A 20,803-nucleotide genomic window follows, 5' to 3' on the forward strand; every position below is an offset into this window, starting at 1 on the left:
CACGCCTTTCATCGCGTGATGAGCGACACCTGTTTCACGGCTAATGCCGAGCTAATCCGCATCTGTCAAAATGGCCTTTTTCTGCGATGGAGTGGTTCGATGCCAGACACTGTTCTGCCGCGTTTCGTCGCCCGGCTGCTGTTGCTGTTGCTGGCCCTGCTGAGTACGGGCGCCCTGGCCGCCGGTCAGGACTTCCTGCCCGTGGACAAGGCATTCAAGCTGCATGCCGAGAAGCAGGAAGGCGAGGTGGTGCTGCGCTGGGAGATCGCACCGGGCTATTACCTCTATCGCAAGCGTCTGGGCATCGAGGGCGAGCCTTCCGCCATCGCACCGTTCTCGCTGCGCGAGGGCGAGGTCATCACCGACGAGTACTTCGGCGAGTCCGAGGTCTACTATGACGAACTCGAGGTACGGGTCGCTCCCCGGCAGGCGGAGCGCCTGGCGTTGACCTGGCAGGGCTGCGCCGAGGATGGCCTGTGCTATGCCCCGCAGCGCGACAAGCTCGACCTGGCCAGCATGAGCCTGGAAAACGGCACGTTGGCGGGCGGCGGATTCTTCTCTTCCCTGAGTGGCTCGGGGTCCGGTTCCGGGCCCAGCAGTCCGGCGGTGAGCGAGGCCGATCCACCACCGCGTGAACAGGTCCGGGAAAGCGATTTCGGCGAGGATCAGCGCCTGGCCTCGAGCCTGGCCGACGCTGATGTCGGCTGGGCACTGGCGGCCTTCTTCGGCATGGGGTTGCTGCTGACGTTCACGCCCTGCGTGTTGCCCATGGTGCCGATACTCTCCAGCCTGGTGGTGGGCTCGGGAGCCAGCACCCGGCGCGGCCTGATGCTTTCCCTGGCCTTCGTGCTGCCCATGGCGCTGACCTATGCGGCTATCGGCGTCATCGCCGCCCTGGCCGGCGCCAACCTGCAGGCCATGCTGCAGACCCCCTGGGTGCTGGGTAGCTTCGCACTGATCTTCGTGGTCCTGGCGCTCGCCATGTTCGGACTCTTCGAGTTGCAGCTGCCCAGCGCCCTGCGTCAGCGTCTCGATAGCCTGCAACAGCATCAGCGTGGCGGTACCCTGGGCGGTGCCGCCGCCATGGGGGTGCTCTCGGCGGTGCTGGTGGGCCCTTGCATGACCGCCCCCCTGGCCGGGGCGCTTCTGTATATCGCCGACAGTGGCGATGCGCTGCTGGGCGGGGCCGCGCTGCTGGCCCTGGGGCTGGGCATGGGTGCGCCGCTCCTGCTGGTCGGCGCGCTGGGTGCACGGCTGCTGCCGCGACCGGGAGAGTGGATGACCCGGGTCAAGGTGCTGTTCGGTTTCGTGCTGCTGGGCATGGCCATCTGGTTCATCGCCCGGGTCGTTCCGGACAGCGTCGAACTGGGCCTCTGGGGCCTGTTGCTGGTGGGCATCGCCGTGGCCCTGTGGCAGATGAGCATCTCGAACGCACCGACACCGGCCCAGCTGATCGCGCGCACGGCCGGACTGGCGCTCGGGCTGTGGGGCGCGGTGATGATCGTGGGCAGTGCCGGCGGCGGCGACGACCCCTATCGTCCCCTGGCGTTCCTGCAGCAGACCGGTGGCGGCGGTGCGCCGATACAGGAAGAGTTCATGACGCGTTTCGAGGATGTCGAGAATCTCGGTGAGCTCTCGGGTCGTGTCGAGCAGGCTGGTGCGGGGGGGCAATGGACGCTCGTGGACGTCTACGCCGACTGGTGCATCTCCTGCAAGGTGATCGAGGAGGAGGTGTTCGGCGATCCTAGAGTCCAGGCCGAACTGACGAACATGCAGCTACTGCGTCCGGACGTGACCGAGAACGATGCCGCCGATCAGGCCATGCTCAAGGCCTATGGCATCCTGGGACCGCCGACGATCATGCTCATCGGCCCCGACGGCAATGAGCGGCGAGGCCAGCGCATCGTCGGCGAGATCGGTGCCGAGGAGTTTCTCGAACGACTCGAGCAGGCGCGGGAAGGAGCGCGCAGCGCGTCCTGAGCCGCGAGGACAAGAACGCCATCGACATCACGAAAGGAGCTTCCATGATCGATATTATCCGCCGGCGCCGCGGTTTGCTGCTCTTGGCGCTGCCAGGCCTGTTCTGGCCGTTGGCCAGTCTCGCTGAGGAGGAGTGGCCGGCGCCCATCCAGGCACTGGAAAAGCAGGGCCTGACCGTGCATGAGCGTTTCGAGGCGCCCGCCGGCTTGACCGGTTACGCTGCCAGCGTGCAGGGCCGGGAAGTGGCGGTCTATGTCACCGAGGATGGCCAGCATGCCATCGTCGGTACCCTGCTGGATGCCGAGGGCAACGATCTTTCCGCGGCACCCCTAGCCAAGCTGGTCGGTGGCCCCCAGGACGCCGCCCTGTGGCAAAAGCTCGAAGAGAGCACCTGGATCTCCGACGGTGACCCGGCGGCCGAGCATGTGCTCTACACCTTCACCGACCCCAACTGCCCCTATTGCCATCGGTTCTTCGAACAGACCCGACCCTGGGTCGAGGCCGGCAAGGTACAGCTGCGTCACATCATGGTCGGCATCTTGAAGAAGGACAGCCCGCAGAAGGCCATCGCCCTGCTGGCCGCCGATGATCCCACCCAGGCGTTGCGCGAGCATCAGCAGGGCGAGGAGGTCGAGATCCCGGACACGCTCTCCCGGGAGCAGGAGGACGAACTGTTCGCCAACAACCAGTTGATGCGCTCGCTCGGCTTCGGCGCCACGCCCACCACCTTGTATCACACCGGCGAGAACGACCGGCTGGCGGTGACCCAGGGCGCCCCGGGAGAAGAGAAGCTGGTGGAGATGATGGGTTCGCCTAGACCCTGATTGCATCATCTCCAGCATAGCCCCAGTCACTTCGACTCGATGGCCGCCTTGCCGCCGATGTTGTCGTGGTCACCGAGTATCTTGCCGTCGACCTCCTTGCCATAGTAGCCAGGGTGCTGATAGTAGGTCTCGGCGGTCGCCGCGAGAGAGTCCATGCCTTCACGCCGCGGATCCTGGGGGCGCTCGTGGCTGTTGATGAAGGCTGCCACGTCCCAGGCCTGCTGATCGCTGAGGGTGTTGGGCTTGCCCAGCGGCATGTTGGCCTTGATGAAACCGGCAGCCGTATTGACACGATGCATGCGGCGCCCCAGTTGTAAGCGCCATCGCCCCATAGCGGCGGAAAGACCTGGCGCTCGGCCACCCTCTGGCCGGCGCCGTCATCACCGTGACAGATGGCGCACTGCTCGGCATACACCTTGGCCCCGCGCTCCCGGTCATAACCGTTCTCGGGTTCCTTCAGCTTGGGGTAGCCGCGGCCGGGTAGTGCCTGATTGCCGGGTGCTGCGGTGGCCAGCCAATGGAAATAGGTTTCCAGGGCCACCAGCGGCTCGCTGTCGGCCTCCGGCGGCACCCCGTTCATGGAGTCGGTGAAGCAGCCCTGAAGGCGCTCGGTCAGGGTGTTGACCTTGTCGTTCTTGCTGCGATAGGCCGGGTACATGCCGAAGGAGGCCCACATCGGTGCGGAATTGGCCAGATGTCCCGCATCCAGGTGGCAATTGCCGCAGTTCTGATCGTTGAACACATGGGTACCCCGCAGTTGCTGGGTATCGATGAACAGATCGCGGCCCTTGCGGACCATGTCGCCGTACTGACCGATACGGCCTGCATCACGTGGTTGAGATCATCGTCTTGGTGTGCCAACTACCCCGGCACGGCTTTGGGCAGCCGGAGCGTCACGGTCAACCCGTGCGGTCGGTTGTGGTCGACCATCAAATGACCACCGAAGCGCTCGGCGAGGGTGGCCACGATGGCCAGGCCCAGGCCACTGCCGCGCCCGGCACCGTGACGCCAGAAGCGTTCGGTGAGCCTGGCCAGGGAAGCATCATCCACTCCGGGGCCACGGTCACTCACCATGAAGTCTAGCCCAGCGTCACCTTGTTCCAGTATCAAGCGGACCGAACCTCGAGCGGGACTGAAGCGTCGGGCATTTTCCAGCAGGTTGCGCAGGGCGGTCACCACCAGTTCATGGGGCGCTGCAAGGCGTATGCCCTGCTCGGGTTGGTCGATCAGGAAGGTATCGCGTGCGTCGGGGCCCAAGGCGGCCAATGCGTCCTCGACCACGGCATCCGAGAGGCTATCGCCCGGAGGTTGATCTTCGTGATCACCCTCGAGACGAGCCAGCATCAAGAGCTGCTCCAGGGTGTTCTGCAGCCGCGCTACCCCTTCCTCGGCCGATGTCTGGGCCTGCCGGGCCGCCTCACCCTCACGACGGCGCGCGATCTGCAAATGGGTCTTGATGGCCGTCAGAGGCGTGCGCAGTTCGTGAGCGGCGTCATTGGTGAAGCGCTGCTCGCGAGCCAAGGCACGCTGGATGCGCAAGAGCAGGGCATTGAGGGTATCGACCAGAGGTCGCAGCTCCGCGGTCAGACCTTGGGTCGCCACCGGTGCCAGGGCGTTTGGCTGGCGTTGGGCCAGAGAGCGCTGTAAACGGGAAAGTGGACGCAGGCCGCGTCGGATGCCGGCCCACAAGACGACCAGGCTCCCCACCAGGGCAACCAGGAAGGGCACCACGGTTACCAGGAGAACATCGCGCAGCAGCCGGTCGCGCTCGTTCACCCGATCGGCGGTGGTGATGGTCAGGCCGTCCTGGCGGTAAGTGAACACTCGCCAGTACTCGCCATCGACCTGGCGGTAACTGTGCCCTGACGCCTGGGGGGCGAGAACATCATCCAGGTCACCATGGGTACGGGCGATGACTTTGCCCCCGGGGGAGCGCACCTGGCAGGCCAGCCCCGCGATGGCGGGAATCGACAGACGAGGCCTCTCGGCACGCTTCCAGGCATTCTCCGGCAGCGTTCCCACCAGTCCCGCCGCCATGCGCGCCGATTGGGCCAGACGCTGATCGAGGGTGCTCTGCAACTCCTCATGCAGATCGCGCATCAACCAGGCGGCCGCCAGGCCCCATAGCAGGGTCAGGGTCAGACCCAGGGTCAGCAGCAGCCGGTTGCGCAGGCTCATTCGTTGCGCTGCCCGGCGTCGATGGCCGCGGGATCGCCGAGCCGATAGCCGAGACCGCGTACGGTCTCGATCACGCCACTACCCAGCTTGCGGCGCAGGAAATGGATATGCACGTTGAGGGCATTGCTCTCGACCTCATCGTTCATACCGTAGAGACGGTCCTTGAGCTGATCTGCCGTCAGCACACTACCCGGGGCCTGCAGGAAGACTTCGAGCAGCATCAGTTCACGTCGCGGCAGTGAGATCTCGCACTCGTCAAGGGTCAGCCGCCGGGCCAGCGGATCGAAACGCAGTGATCCGTGCTCGATCAAGGCGCGGGAACGCCCGGCTACACGACGCACGAGTGCCTGGAGTCGCGCTGCCAACTCATCCAGATCGAAGGGCTTGAGCAGGTAGTCGTCGGCACCCCCCTGCAGACCGGTCACCCGATCACTGATCCTGTCCCGGGCGGTGAGTACCAGCACCGGAACGTTCACGCCGGCGGCACGCCACTCGGCCAGCAGGTTCAGCCCATCCCCATCGGGCAGGCCCAGATCCAGCACCACCACGTCACTGGAGAAGGTGCGCAAGGCTGCCCGCGCATCGGCCAATGTCATTACGGGATCGACCACGGCATCGTAGTCCGCCAGCCCGGCCTGGATGCCAGTGGCGACGAGGTCGTCATCTTCTATCAGCAGTACGTGCATGGTGCCTTCTCGGAAGGAGCCTAACCTTCAGGGAGGTGACCCATGAAGGCCGTGAGCATCCAGGGGATGTGTTCAGGATGTCGCGGGTAGCCGGCGGGCCAGGAACCATCCGCCGATCATGGCCACCAGCATGGCGACGAGCGGCGCTGTGATACCCGCGATGGAAGCGAACGCCGGTCCCGGGCAGTAGCCGGAGAGCCCCCAGCCAATGCCGAAGAGTGCTGCGCCACCGATCAGGCGCCCATCCAGGTCGCGCCGGGTCGGCAGATGAAAGCCCTGGGCCACCAGAGGCTGCTCGCGGCGCAGCACCAGCCGATAGCCGACGAAGGTGGTCGCCACCGCTCCGCCGAGGACGAAGATCAGGGTCGGGTCCCAGGCGCCGAAGATATCCAGGAAGGCCAATACCCGGGCGGGGTCGGTCATGCCGCCGATGGCCAGCCCCAGGCCGAACAGTAGCCCGGCGATGTATCCCATGAGTGCTCTCATGCGCCACCTCCGATCACATGACGCACCAGGTAGACGGTGAGCATGGCGACCAGCAGGAAGGTCAATGTCGCGACGATCGAGCGAGTCGACAGGCGGGCGAGGCCGCAGACGCCATGACCGCTGGTACAGCCGCCACCGATGCCGGTGCCGACGCCGACCAGCAGGCCGGCAAGCAGCATGAGCCCTACACCCCCGACAGGCTCGCCGACCACCTTGCCGGGGGATTCGACCACGTTGCCCAGGTCGCTACCCGATAGAATCAGGATCAGCGGGCCGCTGATCAGCCCAAGCAGGAAGGTCAATCGCCAGGCGGAATCGCCCTGGCTGCCGCCGGCCAAGAGCCCGGACAGAATGCCGCTGATGCCGGCGATGCGGCCGAGGGTCGCCATCAGCCAGATGGCGGACAGGCCGATCAGCACCCCGCCGATCAGGCCATGCAGGCTTGCCGTTACATCCACACGAATTCTCCTTTAGAACAGATTGATGGGGACCTTCAGATAGGTCTGTCCGTTGTCCTCGGCGGGCGGCATGGCGCCGGCGCGCATGTTGACCTGCACCGACGGCAGGATCAGTCGCGGCATGCCCAGGGTGGCGTCGCGCTCGGTACGCATCTTGACGAAGGCCTCCTCGTCGACCCCTTCGTGGACATGAATGTTGTTCGCGCGCTGTTCGGCCACGCTGGTCTGGTGCTGGTACTCCTCACGCCTGGGCGCCTTGTAGTCGTGGCAGAGGAACAGCCGGGTCTCGCCGGGCAGGTCCAGGACCTTCTGGATCGAGCGATACAGGGTGCGGGCGTCGCCGCCGGGGAAGTCGCAGCGTGCCGTGCCGTAGTCCGGCATGAACAGGGTGTCGCCGACGAAGGCCGCGTCGCCGATCACGTAGGTCAGGCAGGCCGGCGTATGTCCCGGAGTATGCAGTACCCGGCCTTCCAGGCCGCCGATGGAAAAGGTGTCGCCTTCATCGAAGAGATGGTCGAACTGGCTGCCATCCCGGGCAAACTCGCTGCCGGCATTGAACGCCTTGCCGAAGATCTCCTGTACCTCGCGGATTTTTGCCCCGATCCCGGTCTTGCCCCCCAGCCGTTCGTGCAGATAGGGCGCGGCGGAGAGATGATCGGCATGCACGTGGGTCTCGAGGATCCACTCGACCTTCAGGTCCTGGCGTCGAATGAAGTCGACGATGGCGTCGGCCGAGCGCACGTCGGTACGCCCCGCGGCATAGTCGAAGTCGAGCACCGAATCGAGAATGGCGCAGGCCTGACTGTCCGGGTCCCGCACGACATAGCTGAAGGTGTTGGTTGGCTCATCGAAGAAATGAGTCACGATAGGATTGCGCATGGAAGCCTCCAGGGTCATCGATGATTTCCAATATGGAGACCGCAGAGCGTAACACAAGTTCTATCGTTAGATGATTATGGTATAAACGGGGCTGGTTCGAGATTCCTTGCGACGGATGCAAGCGCCTGGTCGATGTAGTAAAACGGACGGCCTCACGCGCGCCTCGCGGCGCCCGATCTCATCCGTCGAGACACCTGGACCGAGCATGGGCAGTTACTTTCTGATCAAGCACCTTCATGTGACCACGGTGGGCCTGAGCCTTGCACTCTTCCTGCTGCGCAGCTGGTGGTCGGTACGTGGCTCCTCCTGGCTGCAGCAGCGATGGGTGCGCGTGCTGCCCCACCTGATCGATACGCTGCTGCTGGCGACGGGGATCACGCTGATGATCCTGCTCGAGGCCTGGCCGACCCGGCAGCCCTGGCTCGCCGCCAAGCTGATCGGGCTCCTGGCCTACATCGGGGTGGGCACGATCGCGATCAAGCGAGGGCGGACCGCAACGGCCCGGGCCATCGCGGCACTGATTGCCGTCGCGATCTTTGCCTACATCGTGGGGGCTGCCGTAGCCCATCATCCCCTCTCCTGGGCCTGGTTCGTCACATGACTCGGGAGAAGCGCCGTTGTTGCGGCTTGTTGAGATAGCGATCGAAGACCATGGCCACCTGCCGCAGCAGCAGACGACCCGCAGGAAGCAGCGTGATGGCGCCCCGTCGGACCATGACCAGGCCGTCGTCGGCGAGCGGCGCGAGAGCGGCCAGTTCCGGCGCGAAGTAGTTGCGAAAGACGATACGATACCGGGCTTCTATGCTGGCGAAGTCGAGCCACTCCTGACACATCAGCCGGTCGATCACCTCGCGACGCAGCAGGTCGTCGAAACTCAGGTCGTGACCCCGCCAGATGGGCAACTGCCCGGTATCCAGACGGGTGTAGTAGCGGGAGAGTTCCCTGACGTTCTGGCTGTAGCTGTCACCGATCTTGCCGATTGCAGTCACCCCCAGGCCGATGAGGTCGCAGTCGGCACGGGCGGAGTACCCCTGGAAGTTGCGCTGCAGGCGATGGGTGTGTCGTGCCCGGGCCAGCTCGTCGTCGGGCAGGGCAAAGTGATCCTGGCCGATATACACGTAACCCGCCGTCGTGAGTCGTGCCAGGGTCAGTTCCAGCAGTTCGAGCCTGCCTTCCCGGGAGGGCAGGTCCTCGGCTCGTGATCGACACGGGGTCCGCGATGCCTCGTCTGATGGGTCATGATCGTGGACCGTGAGCCGGTCGGGATGCAGCGCGATCGCCTGGTCCAGGGTGGCATCGAAACTCTCGAGGGTCTGCCCGGGCAGCCCGCGCACCAGATCGATGTTCAGCGAACGAAAGCCTGCGTGGTGCGCGGCCGCCACCAGGTCGGCGACCTGGTCATCCTTCAGCGGGCGACCGATCGCATCCTGGACCTTCGGATCGAGGTCCTGCACGTCCAGGCTGAGTCGGTCGAACCCCAGCGCGGCGAGCGAGACGATCCGCTCCGGTGTCACGGAGCGGGGATCTACCCGCAGGGAGAACTCGCGATCGTCGCTGCTTGCGATCCGAAACTGCCTCGCCAGCTCGTCGAGCAGTGCCATCAGATGCTCGTCGGTGAAACAGGCGGGGACGCCATCGTCCAGGTGCAGTTGTTCGACCTGGCGGTCATTGTCGAACAACTGTGCCTGGAGCGTGATTTCGCGTTTCAGATGGTCCAGGTACTCGGAGGCATGCACTGTGCGCCGGATGGCGGTGCCATGGGAACTGCCACCGCTGCGACGCGGGCGGCACAGGGGGGTGTGCACCCCGACCGCCAGGGGCTTGGGAATCGGGTCCTCGTTGCTGGCTTGCGCCAATTGGTGATATTCGCTGGCCGAGAAGCTCTTGTGAAGATGGGGCAAGCCGGGGTAGAGGCTGTAGCACGGACCTGGTCGGTCGTACTTCTCCAGCAGGGCTCGATCGAATGTCGGTGTGGCGGCCATCTCATCACCATGGAGAAGGGTTTTGAGAGCCACTATAGCGATGGCCACCGGGATGGATGTTGACTTGAGTCACGTCCGCTCATGCCGAAACGCGTGAGAGGGCTCGCGCAGCAATCCTCGGTATGGGCCCGGGCTGCGCCCTCAGGCGCGCCCCGAGCGGGTCGTGTCGCTGGCGTCCGGCCCCGTGCCGTAGGCGAGCTCGGTCAAGGCGCACTTGTCGAGGATGGAAACTTCCTTGCCGGCGATGCTCAACAACCCCTGCTCTTCCAGACGTCGGAAGGTCCGGCTCATGGTCTCGGGGACGAGGCCCAGGTAGTTGCCGAGATCCAGTCGCGACATCGGCAGGCGAAAGCGGCTGGCGGAGAGGCCGCGATTGGCGAAGCGGTCCGAGAAGTTCAGGAGGATGGCCGCCAGACGCTGTTCCGCCGAACGCCGGGTCAGGAGCTGGGCGGTACCCTGCTCGGTCACCAGTTCCCGGCTCATGATCCTCACCAGCTGGTGCTGTAGCGCCGGAGCCTGTTCACCCAGGGCTTCCAGGGAGTTGAACGGAATCTCGCACACGCTGGTGGTCTCCATGGCGATGGCCGCGGAAGGGTGGCGATCGGAGGTGATCGCGTCGAGGCCGATCACCTCGCCGGGCAAGTGGAACCCGGAGATGTGCTCGTCGCCGTTCGAGAGCAGGGTGGAGGTCTTGATCGATCCGGTGCGCACCGCGTAGATCGCAGTGAAGGGGTGCCCTGCCTGGAAAAGATAGTCGCCGCGGGCGATCGGCTTGCGCCGATGGACGATCTCCTCGAGCTTGCCGATGTCTGCCGTCGAGAGCGATTCGGGCAGGCACAGCGATCTCAGGCGGCAATTGCGGCAGCTGTCGCGCACCTCCTTCAGCGTCGTCACGCCACGGGGCAGGGACATGGTGTTGTTCTCCTCACAGCAGGCCTTGCATGTCGATACGTGCGATTCTAACGAAAAGAGGGCAAGGGCTCGATGGTTATGTGCGCATAGTATAGGTTAAACGAGTGGGTATCGAGTGGTCGCGAGAGATGACGGCCCGGGCTCGCTTGTACACATCCGTAGTATGTACTTGTAGCATCGGCAACAGCGTTTTCAACTTGAAAGGTAAGGAGAGTGTCTCGATGTCTCAGCAGAATCTGCCCTCGGGCGCCGGCGAAGTCGCCAACGACTATCCCGAGATCTGGGAAGCCTACGCTGCCCTTGGCGAGGCTTGTGCCAAGGCTGGCCCCCTGGACGAGCGGACTCGCCGTCTGGTCAAGTTGGCCCTGGCCGTGGGAGCGCGTTCCGAGGGGGCCGTGCACTCCCACGCCCGGCGGGCCATGCAGGAATCCATCGGTGCCGAGGAGCTCAAGCAGGTGGCGATGCTGTCGATTCCCACCCTGGGCTTCCCCGCGGCCGTGGCGGCGCTGACCTGGATCGAGGACGTCACCGACGGGCGCTGAACCTGATCGCACCCGCGCTGATTTGCCGCGGGTGCGATGCGTCAACTTTTCTAACTACCGCCCCGGCCACGCCAGGGCGGTATCTCGGTTCATGATGCCGGTTCGTTATCCTGGGTGTCTGCACCACGTGCCGGATGGCGCCTGGCATAGGCGGCGGCCGGCCCCTGGATCTCGGGCAGATAGCGGAAGCGCTCCTCGGCGAGTTCGGGGACACGCTGACGCTCCATGCGCCGAATCGCGCCGTGCATCCAGATCAGCGACACCGCCACGAGCACGAAGAGCACCATGTAGGAGCTGGTCCACACCCCGGTGAGATCGAGCACGGCACCGAACAGGATCGGCAGGAAGAAGCCGCCCAGGCCGCCGATCATGCCCACCAGGCCGCCGACGGACCCCACGTTCTCGGGATAGTAGACCGGGATGTGCTTGTACACCGCCGCCTTGCCCAGGGACATGAAGAAACCGAGCAGCACGGTGAGCACCACCACGCCCCACAGCGGCATTGCCAGGGTGAAGGCGATCTCTCCTTCCTTGCCTTGCACCACGTAGCTGGTCTCGGGGTAGGCGAGCAGGAACAGGCACACCAGCGAGGCGATGAAGGTCAGGTACATGATCGCCCGGGCGCCGTAGCGATCCGACAGCCAGCCCCCCAGGGCACGGAACACGCTGGCCGGCAGGGTATAGAGGGCCGCCAGGGTGCCGGCCACGGCGATGCTCACCTCGTAGGCGCCGACGTAGTAGCGCGGCAGGTAGGAGGCCAGGGCGACGAAGGCGCCGAAGACGAAGAAGTAGTAGAGCGAGAAGCGCCATACCTGGAGATGCTTGAGCGGTTCGAGTTGTGCCCGGGTGGAGGTGGGCTTGCCGCCTCGGCCGCGCCGCGATCGGGTCAACGGGTCCTCCTGGGTGAACACCCAGAAGGCGACGGCCATCACCGCCAGCACGATGGCATAGACCACGGCGGTGCGCTCCCAGCCTACCGCCAGCAGCAGGAAAGGCGCCCCGAAATTGGTCACGGCCGCGCCGGCGTTGCCGGCACCGAAGATGCCCAGGGCGGTGCCTTGCTTCTCCTTTTCGAACCAGTAGGAGGTGTAGGCGATGCCGACGATGAAGGAGCCGCCGGCCAGGCCGACGCCTAGGGCCGCCACCAGAAACATCGCGTAAGTCTCGACATAGGAGAGCAGGAAGACGCAGACGGCGGTGATCATCATCAGCAGGCTGAACACCCGACGCCCGCCAAACTGTTCGGTCCAGATGCCCAGGAAGAGGCGGCTGATCGAGCCGGTCAGCACCGGTGTGGCCACCAGGATGCCGAACTGGGTCTCGTTGAGTCCCAGGTCCTGCTTGATCTTGACGCCGATGATGGAAAAGATCGTCCACACGGCGAAACACGTGGTGAATGCCACGGTGCTGAAGGCCAACGCCCGGTATTGCTGCGGGCGGGTCACTCCTTCGAGATGCTGCATCGCTCCCTCCTCGCCTGCTTGGCTCGAGACTCTCACATGACAGGCGAACAGCCTGACATGCCGCCCAAGGCTGTCCATTGACGCGGATCAATATAGAAGGGGGCGTCTTGTCTCGCCCGAGGAGTTTGCTACCACGTAGAAACGCCGAGGGGGCGCCCGACCGGTTGTCGGGCGCCCCCTCGGGTTGCTTCAGCTACCGCTTAGCCCTTGGCTTTCGCAGCCTGCAGGTGCTGCTCCTCGATCTGGCGATCAACGGACGACACGTAGTACTCCTCCTCGAAGGCGTTCTCCGGCTCCTTGAGCCACAGCAGGCAGATCAGCCAGCTGATGAAGGCGCCGGTGGCGATGATGAAGAAGAACTGACTCGGCGTGACGAAGGTGAAGATCGTCAGGTAAACCACCGCTCCCACGTTGCCATAGGCGCCTGCCATGCCGGAGATCTGTCCGGTGATGCGGCGCTTGATGGAGGGGATGATGCCGAAGGTGGCACCTTCCGCCCCTTGCACGAAGAAGGAGGTGAAGATGGTGATGACGATGGCGATGACCAGCGGCCAGGAGGAGTTGAGCAGGCCCATGAGCGTGAAGCCCACCGCGATGCCGAGCATGTAGCTGAGCATCACGAAGCGACGGTTGCCCATGCGATCCGACACCAGGCCACCCATGGGGCGTGCCACCAGGTTCACGAAGGCGAAGGAGGCGGCGATCAGGCCGGCCATGGCGGCATTCAGCCCCCAGGTCTGCTCGAAGAACATCGGCAGCATGGAAACCACCGCGAGCTCCGCACCGAAGTTGGCGAAGTAGGTGCTGTTGAGCGCCGCGACGCTGTTGAACGGGTACTTGTCATCCTCCGGCACGCCCTTCTTGAGGATCGGCACGTTGACGCGCAGGATCTGCACGATCTGGTAGACGACGATGGCAGCGATGACCAGATAGGCGATGGTGGCCCCGGTGGTCGAGAGGTAGCCGATCTTCTGGATGCGCCATACCAGGATGGAGAGCACACCGATCAGCGGGATGGTCCAGAGGATCAGCTTGATCATGTCGCCCCAGCTGCTGACCTCCATGGCGGCTGCCTTGCGCGGCTTGCGATGCGCCTTGGCATCCGGGCCGTCGGTGATGGCGAACCAGTAGTAGACGCCGTAGGCGGCCATGACGATGGCGCTCTGGGCGATGGCCCAGCGCCAGCCGTCTTCACCGGCATACATGGTCAACGCAATGGTGGGCAGGGTCATGGCGGCGGCGGCGGAACCGAAGTTGCCCCAGCCGGCGTAGAAACCCTCGGCGAAGCCGATGTCCCGCGGCTTGAACCACAGCGCGGTCATGTGGATGCCCACCACGAAGCCGGCACCGATGGAGCTGAGCACCAGGCGCGAGACCAGCAGCTGCATCATGGTATCGCCGAAGGCGAACACCAGGGCGGGAATCGACATGGTGACCATCAGGATCGAGAACACCCGACGCGGGCCGAAGCGATCCAGGGCCATACCGACCAGGATCCGCGCCGGAATGGTCAGGGCCACGTTGCAGATGGCGAAGAGCTTCAAGTCGTCCGCGGTCAACCAGTCGACGCTGCGCAGCATGCTCGAGGCGAGCGGCGCCATGTTGAACCAGACGTAGAAGGTGATGAAGAAGGCAATCCAGGTCAGGTGCAACGCCCTGATCTCTGGACTGCGGAACTTGAAGATGGAGGAGACTTTCATGGTCGTATCATCCTGTATCCTGAAATAAGCGAGGTGTTGGAGAATCCGGAGTTCAAGGGCTGGGGAGTATCAACAGGGGACACTCTGCCCGTCGTGCCAGGAAGGAGCTGACGCTGCCGAAGGTCATGTAGTCCAGCTCGTCGACGAAGTAGGTCAGCGACTGGGCGATGATGCCGCCATCGGGCTTGTGGCTGTGCCGGGCGATGACCAGCAGGTCGGGGGTCTTCTTCTGGGTCGCCTGGAGCAGCCCCTTGCGGGCATCCCCCTCGGCGAGAAGTGTCTCGGCCTCGAACTCCTCCTTCTGGGCGAAGGCCACGCCCTCTTCCAGCGCTCGCTTGAGCTCGTCGTACTCCTCCTGGAACAGTGATTCGTTGGCATCCGTGGCGTCGCGTGGGTTTTCCGCCACGCCCACCAGCAGCAGCGATGGCTTCATCGGCCGGAACATGTCGATGATCTGGGCCAGGGCCAGCTTGGCGTTACGCGACCCGTCATAGGCGATCATGATTTTCATTGCGTACCTCTCATCAATTCCCACAGGGTGGCTGGAGGTTGAGAAAAGGCCCGGGCACGTTGGCCCGGGCTGTTGTTGTCAAGGGTTTCTTACGTCGGCGTTCTTGCGCAGGTAGAACCACCAGTTGACCAGCAGGCAGAGGGCATAGAAGACCGCGAAGCCATACATGGCCATTTCCGGGGTGCCGGCCTTGATCTGTTCGCCCATCACCCGCGGGGCGATGAAGGCGCCGTAGGCGGCCACGGCGGAGGTCCAGCCCAGTACCGGACCCTTCTGCTGCACGTTGAAGATCACGCCGATGCTGCGGAAGGTGGAGCCGTTACCGATGCCGCTGGCGGCGAACAGCGCGATGAACAGCAGCAGGAACATCCAGAAGAACTGGTTGGGATCCGTGGAGTTGTAGGCCAGCATCATCACGTAGCCCACGCCGACGGAGGCGGCGACCATGATGGCGGTCATGATCTGGGTGACGATGGCGCCGCCCAATTTATCGGAAATCCAGCCGCCCACCGGGCGAATCAGGGCGCCGACGAAGGGACCCATCCAGGCCCAGGTCAGGGCGCTGGGGGCATCCGGGTTGGCCACCCGGGTCATGGTGCCGTCGGCGGCGACTTCCATCATGTTGCCGAAGATGACGGTGATGGACAGCGGCAGGGCAGCGGAGAAGCCGATGAAGGAGCCGAAGGTGGCGATGTAGAGCACCGTCATCGCCCAGGTGTGCTTGTCCTTGAAGATGGCGAACTGGGTCTTGATGTTGGGCTTGATGCTACCCGGCAGCAGGCGCAGAAGCCCCACGGTCAGGGCGATGGTCAGCGGCAGGGCGATCCACATGTTGAGCAGGCCCAGGCCGACCGGCGCGGGCAGGAACAGGTAGAGCCCCACGGCAGCGGCCACGAAGCCGATGCCGTAAAGCCCCAGGATCTTGCCGAAGGCGGCCAGCGGAGTGCCCGGATGCGGGGTGATGGTGCGCAGGTTGTTCATGCCGAACCAGCCGGCGAAGGCCAGCGGAATCAGGAAGACCAGCCAGATGAAGCCGGCATTCTGGATCCAGGTATCGGTACCGGCATCGATGCGCCCGATCAGGGTGCCGCTGGCGCGCTGCAGTTCCATCGGGTCGCCGGCGATGGCGCCGAAGATGCCCACGGTCATCACCAGGGGAATCAGGATCTGCATGGTGGTCACGCCGAAGTTGCCCAGGCCGGCGTTCATGCCCAGGGCATAACCCTGCTGCTTCTTGGGGTAGAAGTTACTGATGTTGCTCATGGAGCAGGCGAAGTTGCCGCCCCCGATGCCCGACAGCAAGGCCAGCAGCTGGAATACCCACAGCGGCGTATCCGGGTTCGTCAGCGCCAGGCCGGTGCCCAGCGCCGGGATCATCAGCAGGGCGGTGGTCAGGAAGATGGTGTTGCGTCCGCCGGCGATGCGAATCATGAAGGAGGCCGGGATGCGCAGGGTAGCGCCGGACAGACCGGCGATGGCGGTCAGGGTGAAGAGTTGCTCGACCCGGAAGGGAAAGCCCAGGTTGAGCATCTGGGTGGTGATCATGCCCCACATCAGCCAGACGGCGAAGCCCATCAGCAGGCTGGGGATCGAGATCCACAGGTTGCGGGTGGCAATCTTCTTGCCTTCCCGATTCCAGAACTCCTCGTTTTCGATATCCCAGTGCTCGATGTCGGCGTTTCGGCGTTGCAGGCCGCCCCCCGAGTGCCCCCGGGCGCTGAGCGCACCGTCGTGTCCGATATCCACGTTCTTTTCGGTCATGCTGCTTCCCCCTCTAGATGAGCTTTCAGACGCGCTTTTATGGAGCCCCGCCTGGCGGTCGTCGCATTGAGCAAGATCAAGAGGCAGGGCTTTGAGGCGAAAGATACGCCCTATGCATAGAGGGGGAAACTGGTAAAAAAAGCTGCGAAAGCAGGGAGATACCACTTTCGAGATAGAGTAAGAAGTATTTTATCTATCTGTTAGTAAAGCGATTTTTGTGCAGTGCGGAGAAGAAATCCAAGCATTTTGATGATGCGCCGCTTTTTGGAGGTATCCACGAAAACCACCCCGGCTCAATCGTCGATGCCTGCCTGCACCGCCCACACGGCGGCCTCCACCCGGGAGCGCAGGTTGAGCTTCTTGAGCAGGTGCTTGACATGCACCTTGACCGTGCCTTCGGTGATGTCGAGCTTGCGGGCGATCAGCTTGTTGGAAAGCCCCGCGGCCAGTTCACGCAGGATTTCCCGCTCGCGCTGGGTCAGGCTGTGCACATCCGGGGTGGCGGGCTTGCTGCGCTGATTGCGCAGGGCCTCGGCGAGCAGCGCCGTGAGGCTTTCGCTGATCACCATGCGGCCGAGCCCGGCCTGGCGTATCTGGCGCACCATCTCGTCCGGATCCATGTCCTTGAGCAGGTAGCCGTCGGCGCCGGCGCGCAGGGCGGCCACCACGTCCTCTTCATGATCCGAGACGGTGAACATTACCACGCGCCCGGCGAAATCCGCCTCGCGCAAGCGCTTCAGGGTCTCGATGCCGTTCATGCCCGGCATGTTGAGATCCAGCAGGATCATGTCCGGATCGAGCTCCGTCGCCAGGCGCAGCCCCTCCTCGGGTTCGCCGGTCTCGCCGAGCAGTTCCAGGTCCTCCTCGAGCTCGAGCAGCTGCGCGACGCCTCGACGCAGCAGCGGGTGGTCGTCGATGATCAGAAGCGTGGCGGGGGAGTCGTGGACTGAGTTGACCATCTTGGCTTATTCCCTGTTCCCGTAGGTGGCTGTGGCGATGGTGGCTTCTGCCTGGGCCGGCTGGCGCGCGATCAGCCGTGCCGTCTGGGGCGTGAAGGTGAGCTTGACCAGGGTGCCGCCGGCGGCGCGATTGGAGAGCTGAAGCTCGCCGCCCAGGGTCTGGGCGCGATCGCGCATGATCACCAGACCGTAATGCTGCGGGGGCGAGGTGTCATCCTTCAGGCCGATGCCGTCATCCTCGATATGCAACTGCAGCTGGGCGTTGGTGAAGCGCACCGTCACCGCGGCCCAGTGGGCGTGGGCGTGCTTGTGGGTATTGGCCAGGGCCTCGCGCACGATCTGCAGGACGTGGATCTCCTCGTTGGGGTTGAGCAGATGCGGCGGCACGTCGTAGAAGAACTCCACCGGTATGGCCATGCGCTCGGCGAACTCTTCGGTGGTCTGCAGCAGTGTGGACTTGAGCCCCGGCCCCTCGAGCTTGAGACGGAAGGTGGTGAGCAGCTCCCGGAGCTGCCGGTAGGCGCTGTTGAGGCCGGTACGCAGCTCGTCGAAGACCGCGGCCTGGGTCTCGCGCGGGGCGTCCTTCTGCTGCATGCGCTCCAGCCGGGCGACCTGCATCTTCAGATAGGAGAGCGACTGGGCCAGGGAGTCGTGCAACTCCCGGGCAATGATGGTGCGCTCGTTCATCAGCGTCACCTGCTGCTGCTCCTCGATGCGACGCTGCAGATAGACCGCGGTGGCCAACTGATCGCTCAGGGCGTTGAGCAGGCGCCGAGTGCTGTCGCTCAGGGCGAGTTCCTTGGCATACCAGACTTCCAGGGTGCCGAGCAGTTCGTTGCCCATGTTGATGGGCAGCAGCAGGCATTCGCGCTCCTGGTTCGGCTCGAGCTTGAGCGAGCGGGGCTCGATCAGGCAGGCATGACACTCCCAGTCGCGACAGTAGTCGGGCCGCGTGGCCGAATGGGTGGCCAGGATCGGTGTCTGGCGTTGATCGACCGGGTCGTTGAGCGAGAGCTGGATGGGGCCGACGTCGAGCAGCCTCTCGAGCTTGCGCAGCATGGGGGCGGCGCTGGCACAGAGATCGTTGCCGCCGCCATAGAGCGAGCGGCTGCCGTCGTGCAGGATCTGCATGGCCTGGTTGCTGCGTTGAAGCTCCTGCTGCTTGCGGGATACGCGCTCTTCCAGGGCTGCATAGCTCGACCCCAGTTCCTCGGCCATGGTGTCCAGGGTGCGTCCCAGCAGCGCCAGTTCGTCGTTGCCTCGCAGGCGGCTTCGTGGACGGAAGTTGTGGCGCGCGACCTCCCGGGCCAGGGCGACCAGCTGGCGCAGCGGAGTGACCAGATTATGGCGGATGTCGTAGAGCGCGATGGCGACCACCACGGCGGTCAGGATCAGAAACAGGATCTGCAGGGCACTTATCAGCCGGATCTTCGATTCGGTGTTCTGCTCCAGCAGGGTCACCATGCGGTCGATGTCGGCCACCAGGTTGTCCAGGGTGGCGAGCATGGCATCGCCATCCAGGTTGCCCTCGTTGACCGCACTCCTTACCTGCGGGGCCAGCTGCTGCTCCCAGCGTGCCAGAAGCTGCTGATAGCGGCGCTTGAGGACATGCTCGCTGGCCGCGGGAATCGCACCAGTGAGTTCGGCACTGGTGAGCCGCTCGTGAAAGCGTTCCACCAGGCGCTCGACCTGACGGCGCTCCTCCGGCCCCGGCTGCTGCCGGTAGTAGAGCAGGGCGGTGGCGATCTGGTAGCTGTTCATGCGCAGCGAGCCGGCCATGTTGATGGCCGCGGCGTCCCCGCGACTGCTGTTGGCGACCGTCATGGTGACGACGATGCTGATCAGCGCCATGGCCGTGATCGCCAGCAGCGACGCCACGATGCGTGCCACCAGGGAACGTTGCAACAGTTTCATCGAAGCCGGGATCCTCTCGAACCGCAACGAGTGACGGAAATTCAGTAGGAAAGACCTGCTACTTTACTCGGTCATCGCCTAACCCTCAAAGGTGTACCCAAAAGGGGTTACTCCCGATGCCCTTTTGACGCTCGAAGGCGGCCTCGTGAGAATTCCCCTGAGCATCTCACGAGTCCTGCCCAACGATGACCATGGCCCGGGAAGCCCCTTCGAACCTGCCGACCAATGGCTACCAGCCGTTGGTCGTGGTGGTGTTGTCGCCGCTGACCTTCGCCCTGGTGTTCGCCTGCTGGACCCTGTTCGCCGTGCTGGGCATGGAACTCAAGCGCGCGCTGGGGTTCGACGATATCGACTTCGCGATCCTTCTGGCCACGCCCATGCTGGCCGGTGCCGTGGCCAGTCTGCCCATGGCCCGACTGGCCCAGTGGTTCGGCGGCCGCCGCGTCATGCTGGGGTGCCTGCTGCTGGCCTGTCCTTTTCTTTGGTGGATCAGTATAGCCGAGCACTACATCGAGTTCCTGCTGGCCGGCGCCGGGCTGGGCCTGGGCGCCGGTTCCCTGGCGGCGGGCCTGGTCTACGTGGCGGCCTGGGGGCCGCGCGGGCGCATCGGCCTGGCCCTTGGCCTCTACGGTGCCGGCATGCTGGGCGCCGGCCTGAGCTATCTGCTGCTGCCCCTGGCCAGTCAGGCCTATGGCTGGCGCCTGGCCCCCAAGCTCTACCTGCTGCCGGTGCTGCTGGTGGCGCTTCTGCTGTGGCTATTCGCCGAAGACGAGGCCTACGAGGACGACGCCGCATCCGACGGGCCGGAAGAGAATGCGAACCGGCGCGCAAGACGACGACGCTGGCAGCGCTTGCTGGCCGCACTGGTGCCGCCGGCCAGTTGGCAACTCTGGCGCCTGGCCATCTACTACAGCTTCTTCTACGGCGCCTTCGTGGCGCTGGCCCTGTGGTTGCCGAGCTATCTTTCCGCCCAGTATCAGCTGTCGTTGCAGCAGGCCGCGCAGTGGGCGCTGCTGTTCATCCTGTCCGGGGGAGCGGGTCAGATCGTCGGGGGGCTCCTGGCGGATCGCCGCGATTTCCGGGCGCTCCGCTGGTGGGTGAGTGCTCTGGTGCTGGTATGCCTGTTCCTGCTCTCCTATCCGCCCTTCTCGATCCAGATCCAGGGCGTGCACGGCGAGGTGGCCTTCAGCTTCAACATGCCGCTGAGCGGCTTCATCGCATTGCTCTCGTCGATGGGGTTCGCCATGGGCGTGGGCAAGGGCAGCCTGATGCGCACGATCTATCGGGATCACGGCGACGACATGGCCCGGATCGGCGGCCTGGCACTCACCCTGGGGGGAATGTTCGCCTGCGTGCTGCCCCTGGTGTTCGTCATCGGCAACGAATGGATCGGCATCCGCAGCGTGGGCTTCATGTTCCTTTACGGGGCGCTGGCGGTCTGCATGCTGGTCATGCTGTGGGATCACGCCAGCACTACCCACTCTCGCCGCTGAACCGGCTTATCTCCACCCTGCATGGCCATCTATCCCCTTGGAGGTAGGCCCGGGGTATGTGGAGGTAACCACGGC

Annotated in this window: 19 protein-coding genes and 1 pseudogene; 5 read left to right on the top strand and 15 right to left on the bottom strand. The window is 64.5% G+C overall.

Annotation, left to right across the window (positions count from 1 at the left end):
* Positions 1–99 precede the first annotated feature (99 nt).
* Complete coding sequence (gene dsbD, locus BUA41_RS05705; protein ID WP_072820635.1) at positions 100–1,980, top strand: protein-disulfide reductase DsbD; 1,881 nt, start codon at positions 100–102, stop codon at positions 1,978–1,980.
* 44 nt (positions 1,981–2,024) lie between these two features.
* Positions 2,025–2,804 carry a thiol:disulfide interchange protein DsbG gene (dsbG, locus tag BUA41_RS05710; protein WP_072820637.1) on the top strand — a complete coding sequence of 260 codons (780 nt, stop codon included), beginning with the start codon at positions 2,025–2,027 and terminating at the stop codon, positions 2,802–2,804.
* A 26-nt stretch (positions 2,805–2,830) separates the two neighbouring features.
* On the opposite strand, the gene BUA41_RS19455 is transcribed toward dsbG, so the two are convergent.
* From BUA41_RS19455 to BUA41_RS05745, 7 genes and pseudogenes are all read right to left on the bottom strand, one after another.
* Positions 2,831–3,103 (bottom strand): c-type cytochrome, encoded by a 273-nt coding sequence (locus BUA41_RS19455; RefSeq protein WP_072820639.1) that lies wholly within the window; start codon positions 3,101–3,103, stop codon positions 2,831–2,833.
* 71 nt (positions 3,104–3,174) lie between these two features.
* Positions 3,175–3,603 (bottom strand): annotated as a pseudogene (locus tag BUA41_RS19715) (c-type cytochrome); the annotation flags it as partial.
* 62 nt (positions 3,604–3,665) lie between these two features.
* Positions 3,666–4,982, bottom strand: coding sequence for an ATP-binding protein (locus BUA41_RS05725; protein WP_072820641.1), 1,317 nt, complete (start codon positions 4,980–4,982; stop codon positions 3,666–3,668).
* Positions 4,979–5,668, bottom strand: a complete 690-nt coding sequence (locus BUA41_RS05730) for a response regulator (RefSeq protein ID WP_072820644.1) — start codon at positions 5,666–5,668, stop codon at positions 4,979–4,981. Before BUA41_RS05730 ends, BUA41_RS05725 begins: the two co-directional genes overlap by 4 nt.
* Before the next feature lie 72 nt (positions 5,669–5,740).
* Positions 5,741–6,154 carry a DUF6691 family protein gene (locus tag BUA41_RS05735; RefSeq protein WP_072820646.1) on the bottom strand — a complete coding sequence of 138 codons (414 nt, stop codon included), beginning with the start codon at positions 6,152–6,154 and terminating at the stop codon, positions 5,741–5,743.
* On the bottom strand, positions 6,151–6,612 hold the full coding sequence (locus tag BUA41_RS05740; RefSeq protein WP_072820649.1) for a YeeE/YedE family protein: 462 nt from the start codon (positions 6,610–6,612) through the stop codon (positions 6,151–6,153). The genes BUA41_RS05735 and BUA41_RS05740 overlap by 4 nt, the downstream gene beginning before the upstream one ends.
* Positions 6,613–6,624: 12 nt before the next feature.
* Positions 6,625–7,491 carry an MBL fold metallo-hydrolase gene (locus BUA41_RS05745; RefSeq protein ID WP_072820821.1) on the bottom strand — a complete coding sequence of 289 codons (867 nt, stop codon included), beginning with the start codon at positions 7,489–7,491 and terminating at the stop codon, positions 6,625–6,627.
* Positions 7,492–7,696: 205 nt separating this feature from the next.
* Here BUA41_RS05745 and BUA41_RS05750 point away from each other — a divergent pair, with 205 nt between their 5' ends.
* The gene (locus BUA41_RS05750; RefSeq protein WP_072820652.1) at positions 7,697–8,092 is read left to right on the top strand and encodes a SirB2 family protein; all 396 of its coding nucleotides are present in this window, start codon (positions 7,697–7,699) and stop codon (positions 8,090–8,092) included.
* On the opposite strand, the gene hemN is transcribed toward BUA41_RS05750, so the two are convergent.
* Positions 8,085–9,473, bottom strand: coding sequence for an oxygen-independent coproporphyrinogen III oxidase (hemN, locus tag BUA41_RS05755; RefSeq protein ID WP_072820657.1), 1,389 nt, complete (start codon positions 9,471–9,473; stop codon positions 8,085–8,087). The genes BUA41_RS05750 and hemN overlap by 8 nt on opposite strands.
* A gap of 141 nt (positions 9,474–9,614) precedes the next feature.
* A complete protein-coding gene (gene fnr, locus BUA41_RS05760) occupies positions 9,615–10,385 on the bottom strand; it encodes a fumarate/nitrate reduction transcriptional regulator Fnr (protein WP_072820659.1) in 771 nt (256 codons plus the stop codon).
* Between the two features lie 221 nt (positions 10,386–10,606).
* On the opposite strand from fnr, the gene BUA41_RS05765 reads away from it, so the two are divergent.
* Positions 10,607–10,927, top strand: a complete 321-nt coding sequence (locus BUA41_RS05765; protein ID WP_072820662.1) for a carboxymuconolactone decarboxylase family protein — start codon at positions 10,607–10,609, stop codon at positions 10,925–10,927.
* An 89-nt stretch (positions 10,928–11,016) separates the two neighbouring features.
* On the opposite strand, the gene BUA41_RS05770 is transcribed toward BUA41_RS05765, so the two are convergent.
* The 6 genes from BUA41_RS05770 to BUA41_RS05795 all read right to left on the bottom strand — a co-directional run bounded on the left by BUA41_RS05770 (position 11,017) and on the right by BUA41_RS05795 (position 19,235).
* A complete protein-coding gene (locus BUA41_RS05770) occupies positions 11,017–12,390 on the bottom strand; it encodes an MFS transporter (RefSeq protein ID WP_072820665.1) in 1,374 nt (457 codons plus the stop codon).
* A gap of 200 nt (positions 12,391–12,590) precedes the next feature.
* Complete coding sequence (locus tag BUA41_RS05775) at positions 12,591–14,090, bottom strand: MFS transporter (protein WP_072820667.1); 1,500 nt, start codon at positions 14,088–14,090, stop codon at positions 12,591–12,593.
* Positions 14,091–14,142: 52 nt separating this feature from the next.
* Positions 14,143–14,601: a universal stress protein gene (locus tag BUA41_RS05780; RefSeq protein ID WP_072820670.1), complete on the bottom strand. Its 459-nt coding sequence runs from the start codon at positions 14,599–14,601 to the stop codon at positions 14,143–14,145.
* A 78-nt stretch (positions 14,602–14,679) separates the two neighbouring features.
* On the bottom strand, positions 14,680–16,293 hold the full coding sequence (locus tag BUA41_RS05785) for an MFS transporter (protein WP_072820823.1): 1,614 nt from the start codon (positions 16,291–16,293) through the stop codon (positions 14,680–14,682).
* Between the two features lie 362 nt (positions 16,294–16,655).
* Positions 16,656–17,321, bottom strand: a complete 666-nt coding sequence (gene narL, locus BUA41_RS05790) for a two-component system response regulator NarL (protein WP_072820673.1) — start codon at positions 17,319–17,321, stop codon at positions 16,656–16,658.
* A 6-nt stretch (positions 17,322–17,327) separates the two neighbouring features.
* Positions 17,328–19,235 (bottom strand): type IV pili methyl-accepting chemotaxis transducer N-terminal domain-containing protein, encoded by a 1,908-nt coding sequence (locus tag BUA41_RS05795; protein WP_072820676.1) that lies wholly within the window; start codon positions 19,233–19,235, stop codon positions 17,328–17,330.
* Between the two features lie 185 nt (positions 19,236–19,420).
* Between BUA41_RS05795 and BUA41_RS05800 the strand changes: the two genes are divergently transcribed.
* The gene (locus BUA41_RS05800) at positions 19,421–20,728 is read left to right on the top strand and encodes an MFS transporter (RefSeq protein ID WP_072820678.1); all 1,308 of its coding nucleotides are present in this window, start codon (positions 19,421–19,423) and stop codon (positions 20,726–20,728) included.
* Positions 20,729–20,803 lie beyond the last annotated feature (75 nt).

This window comes from Modicisalibacter ilicicola DSM 19980, from assembly GCF_900128925.1.
Lineage (GTDB): Bacteria > Pseudomonadota > Gammaproteobacteria > Pseudomonadales > Halomonadaceae > Modicisalibacter > Modicisalibacter ilicicola.

Excerpts from the sequence above, each read along its gene's own strand:
- fnr (WP_072820659.1), bottom strand. The coding sequence starts at position 10,385 with ATGTCCCTGCCCCGTGGCGTGACGACGCTGAAGGAGGTGCGCGACAGC.
- BUA41_RS05750 (WP_072820652.1), top strand. The coding sequence starts at position 7,697 with ATGGGCAGTTACTTTCTGATCAAGCACCTTCATGTGACCACGGTGGGC.
- BUA41_RS05725 (WP_072820641.1), bottom strand. The coding sequence starts at position 4,982 with ATGAGCCTGCGCAACCGGCTGCTGCTGACCCTGGGTCTGACCCTGACC.
- hemN (WP_072820657.1), bottom strand. The coding sequence starts at position 9,473 with ATGGCCGCCACACCGACATTCGATCGAGCCCTGCTGGAGAAGTACGAC.
- BUA41_RS05745 (WP_072820821.1), bottom strand. The coding sequence starts at position 7,491 with ATGCGCAATCCTATCGTGACTCATTTCTTCGATGAGCCAACCAACACC.
- BUA41_RS19455 (WP_072820639.1), bottom strand. The coding sequence starts at position 3,103 with ATGCATCGTGTCAATACGGCTGCCGGTTTCATCAAGGCCAACATGCCG.
- BUA41_RS05770 (WP_072820665.1), bottom strand. The coding sequence starts at position 12,390 with ATGCAGCATCTCGAAGGAGTGACCCGCCCGCAGCAATACCGGGCGTTG.
- BUA41_RS05800 (WP_072820678.1), top strand. The coding sequence starts at position 19,421 with ATGACCATGGCCCGGGAAGCCCCTTCGAACCTGCCGACCAATGGCTAC.
- narL (WP_072820673.1), bottom strand. The coding sequence starts at position 17,321 with ATGGTCAACTCAGTCCACGACTCCCCCGCCACGCTTCTGATCATCGAC.
- dsbG (WP_072820637.1), top strand. The coding sequence starts at position 2,025 with ATGATCGATATTATCCGCCGGCGCCGCGGTTTGCTGCTCTTGGCGCTG.
- BUA41_RS05780 (WP_072820670.1), bottom strand. The coding sequence starts at position 14,601 with ATGAAAATCATGATCGCCTATGACGGGTCGCGTAACGCCAAGCTGGCC.
- BUA41_RS05730 (WP_072820644.1), bottom strand. The coding sequence starts at position 5,668 with ATGCACGTACTGCTGATAGAAGATGACGACCTCGTCGCCACTGGCATC.
- BUA41_RS05775 (WP_072820667.1), bottom strand. The coding sequence starts at position 14,090 with ATGAAAGTCTCCTCCATCTTCAAGTTCCGCAGTCCAGAGATCAGGGCG.
- dsbD (WP_072820635.1), top strand. The coding sequence starts at position 100 with ATGCCAGACACTGTTCTGCCGCGTTTCGTCGCCCGGCTGCTGTTGCTG.
- BUA41_RS05795 (WP_072820676.1), bottom strand. The coding sequence starts at position 19,235 with ATGAAACTGTTGCAACGTTCCCTGGTGGCACGCATCGTGGCGTCGCTG.
- BUA41_RS05735 (WP_072820646.1), bottom strand. The coding sequence starts at position 6,154 with ATGAGAGCACTCATGGGATACATCGCCGGGCTACTGTTCGGCCTGGGG.
- BUA41_RS05765 (WP_072820662.1), top strand. The coding sequence starts at position 10,607 with ATGTCTCAGCAGAATCTGCCCTCGGGCGCCGGCGAAGTCGCCAACGAC.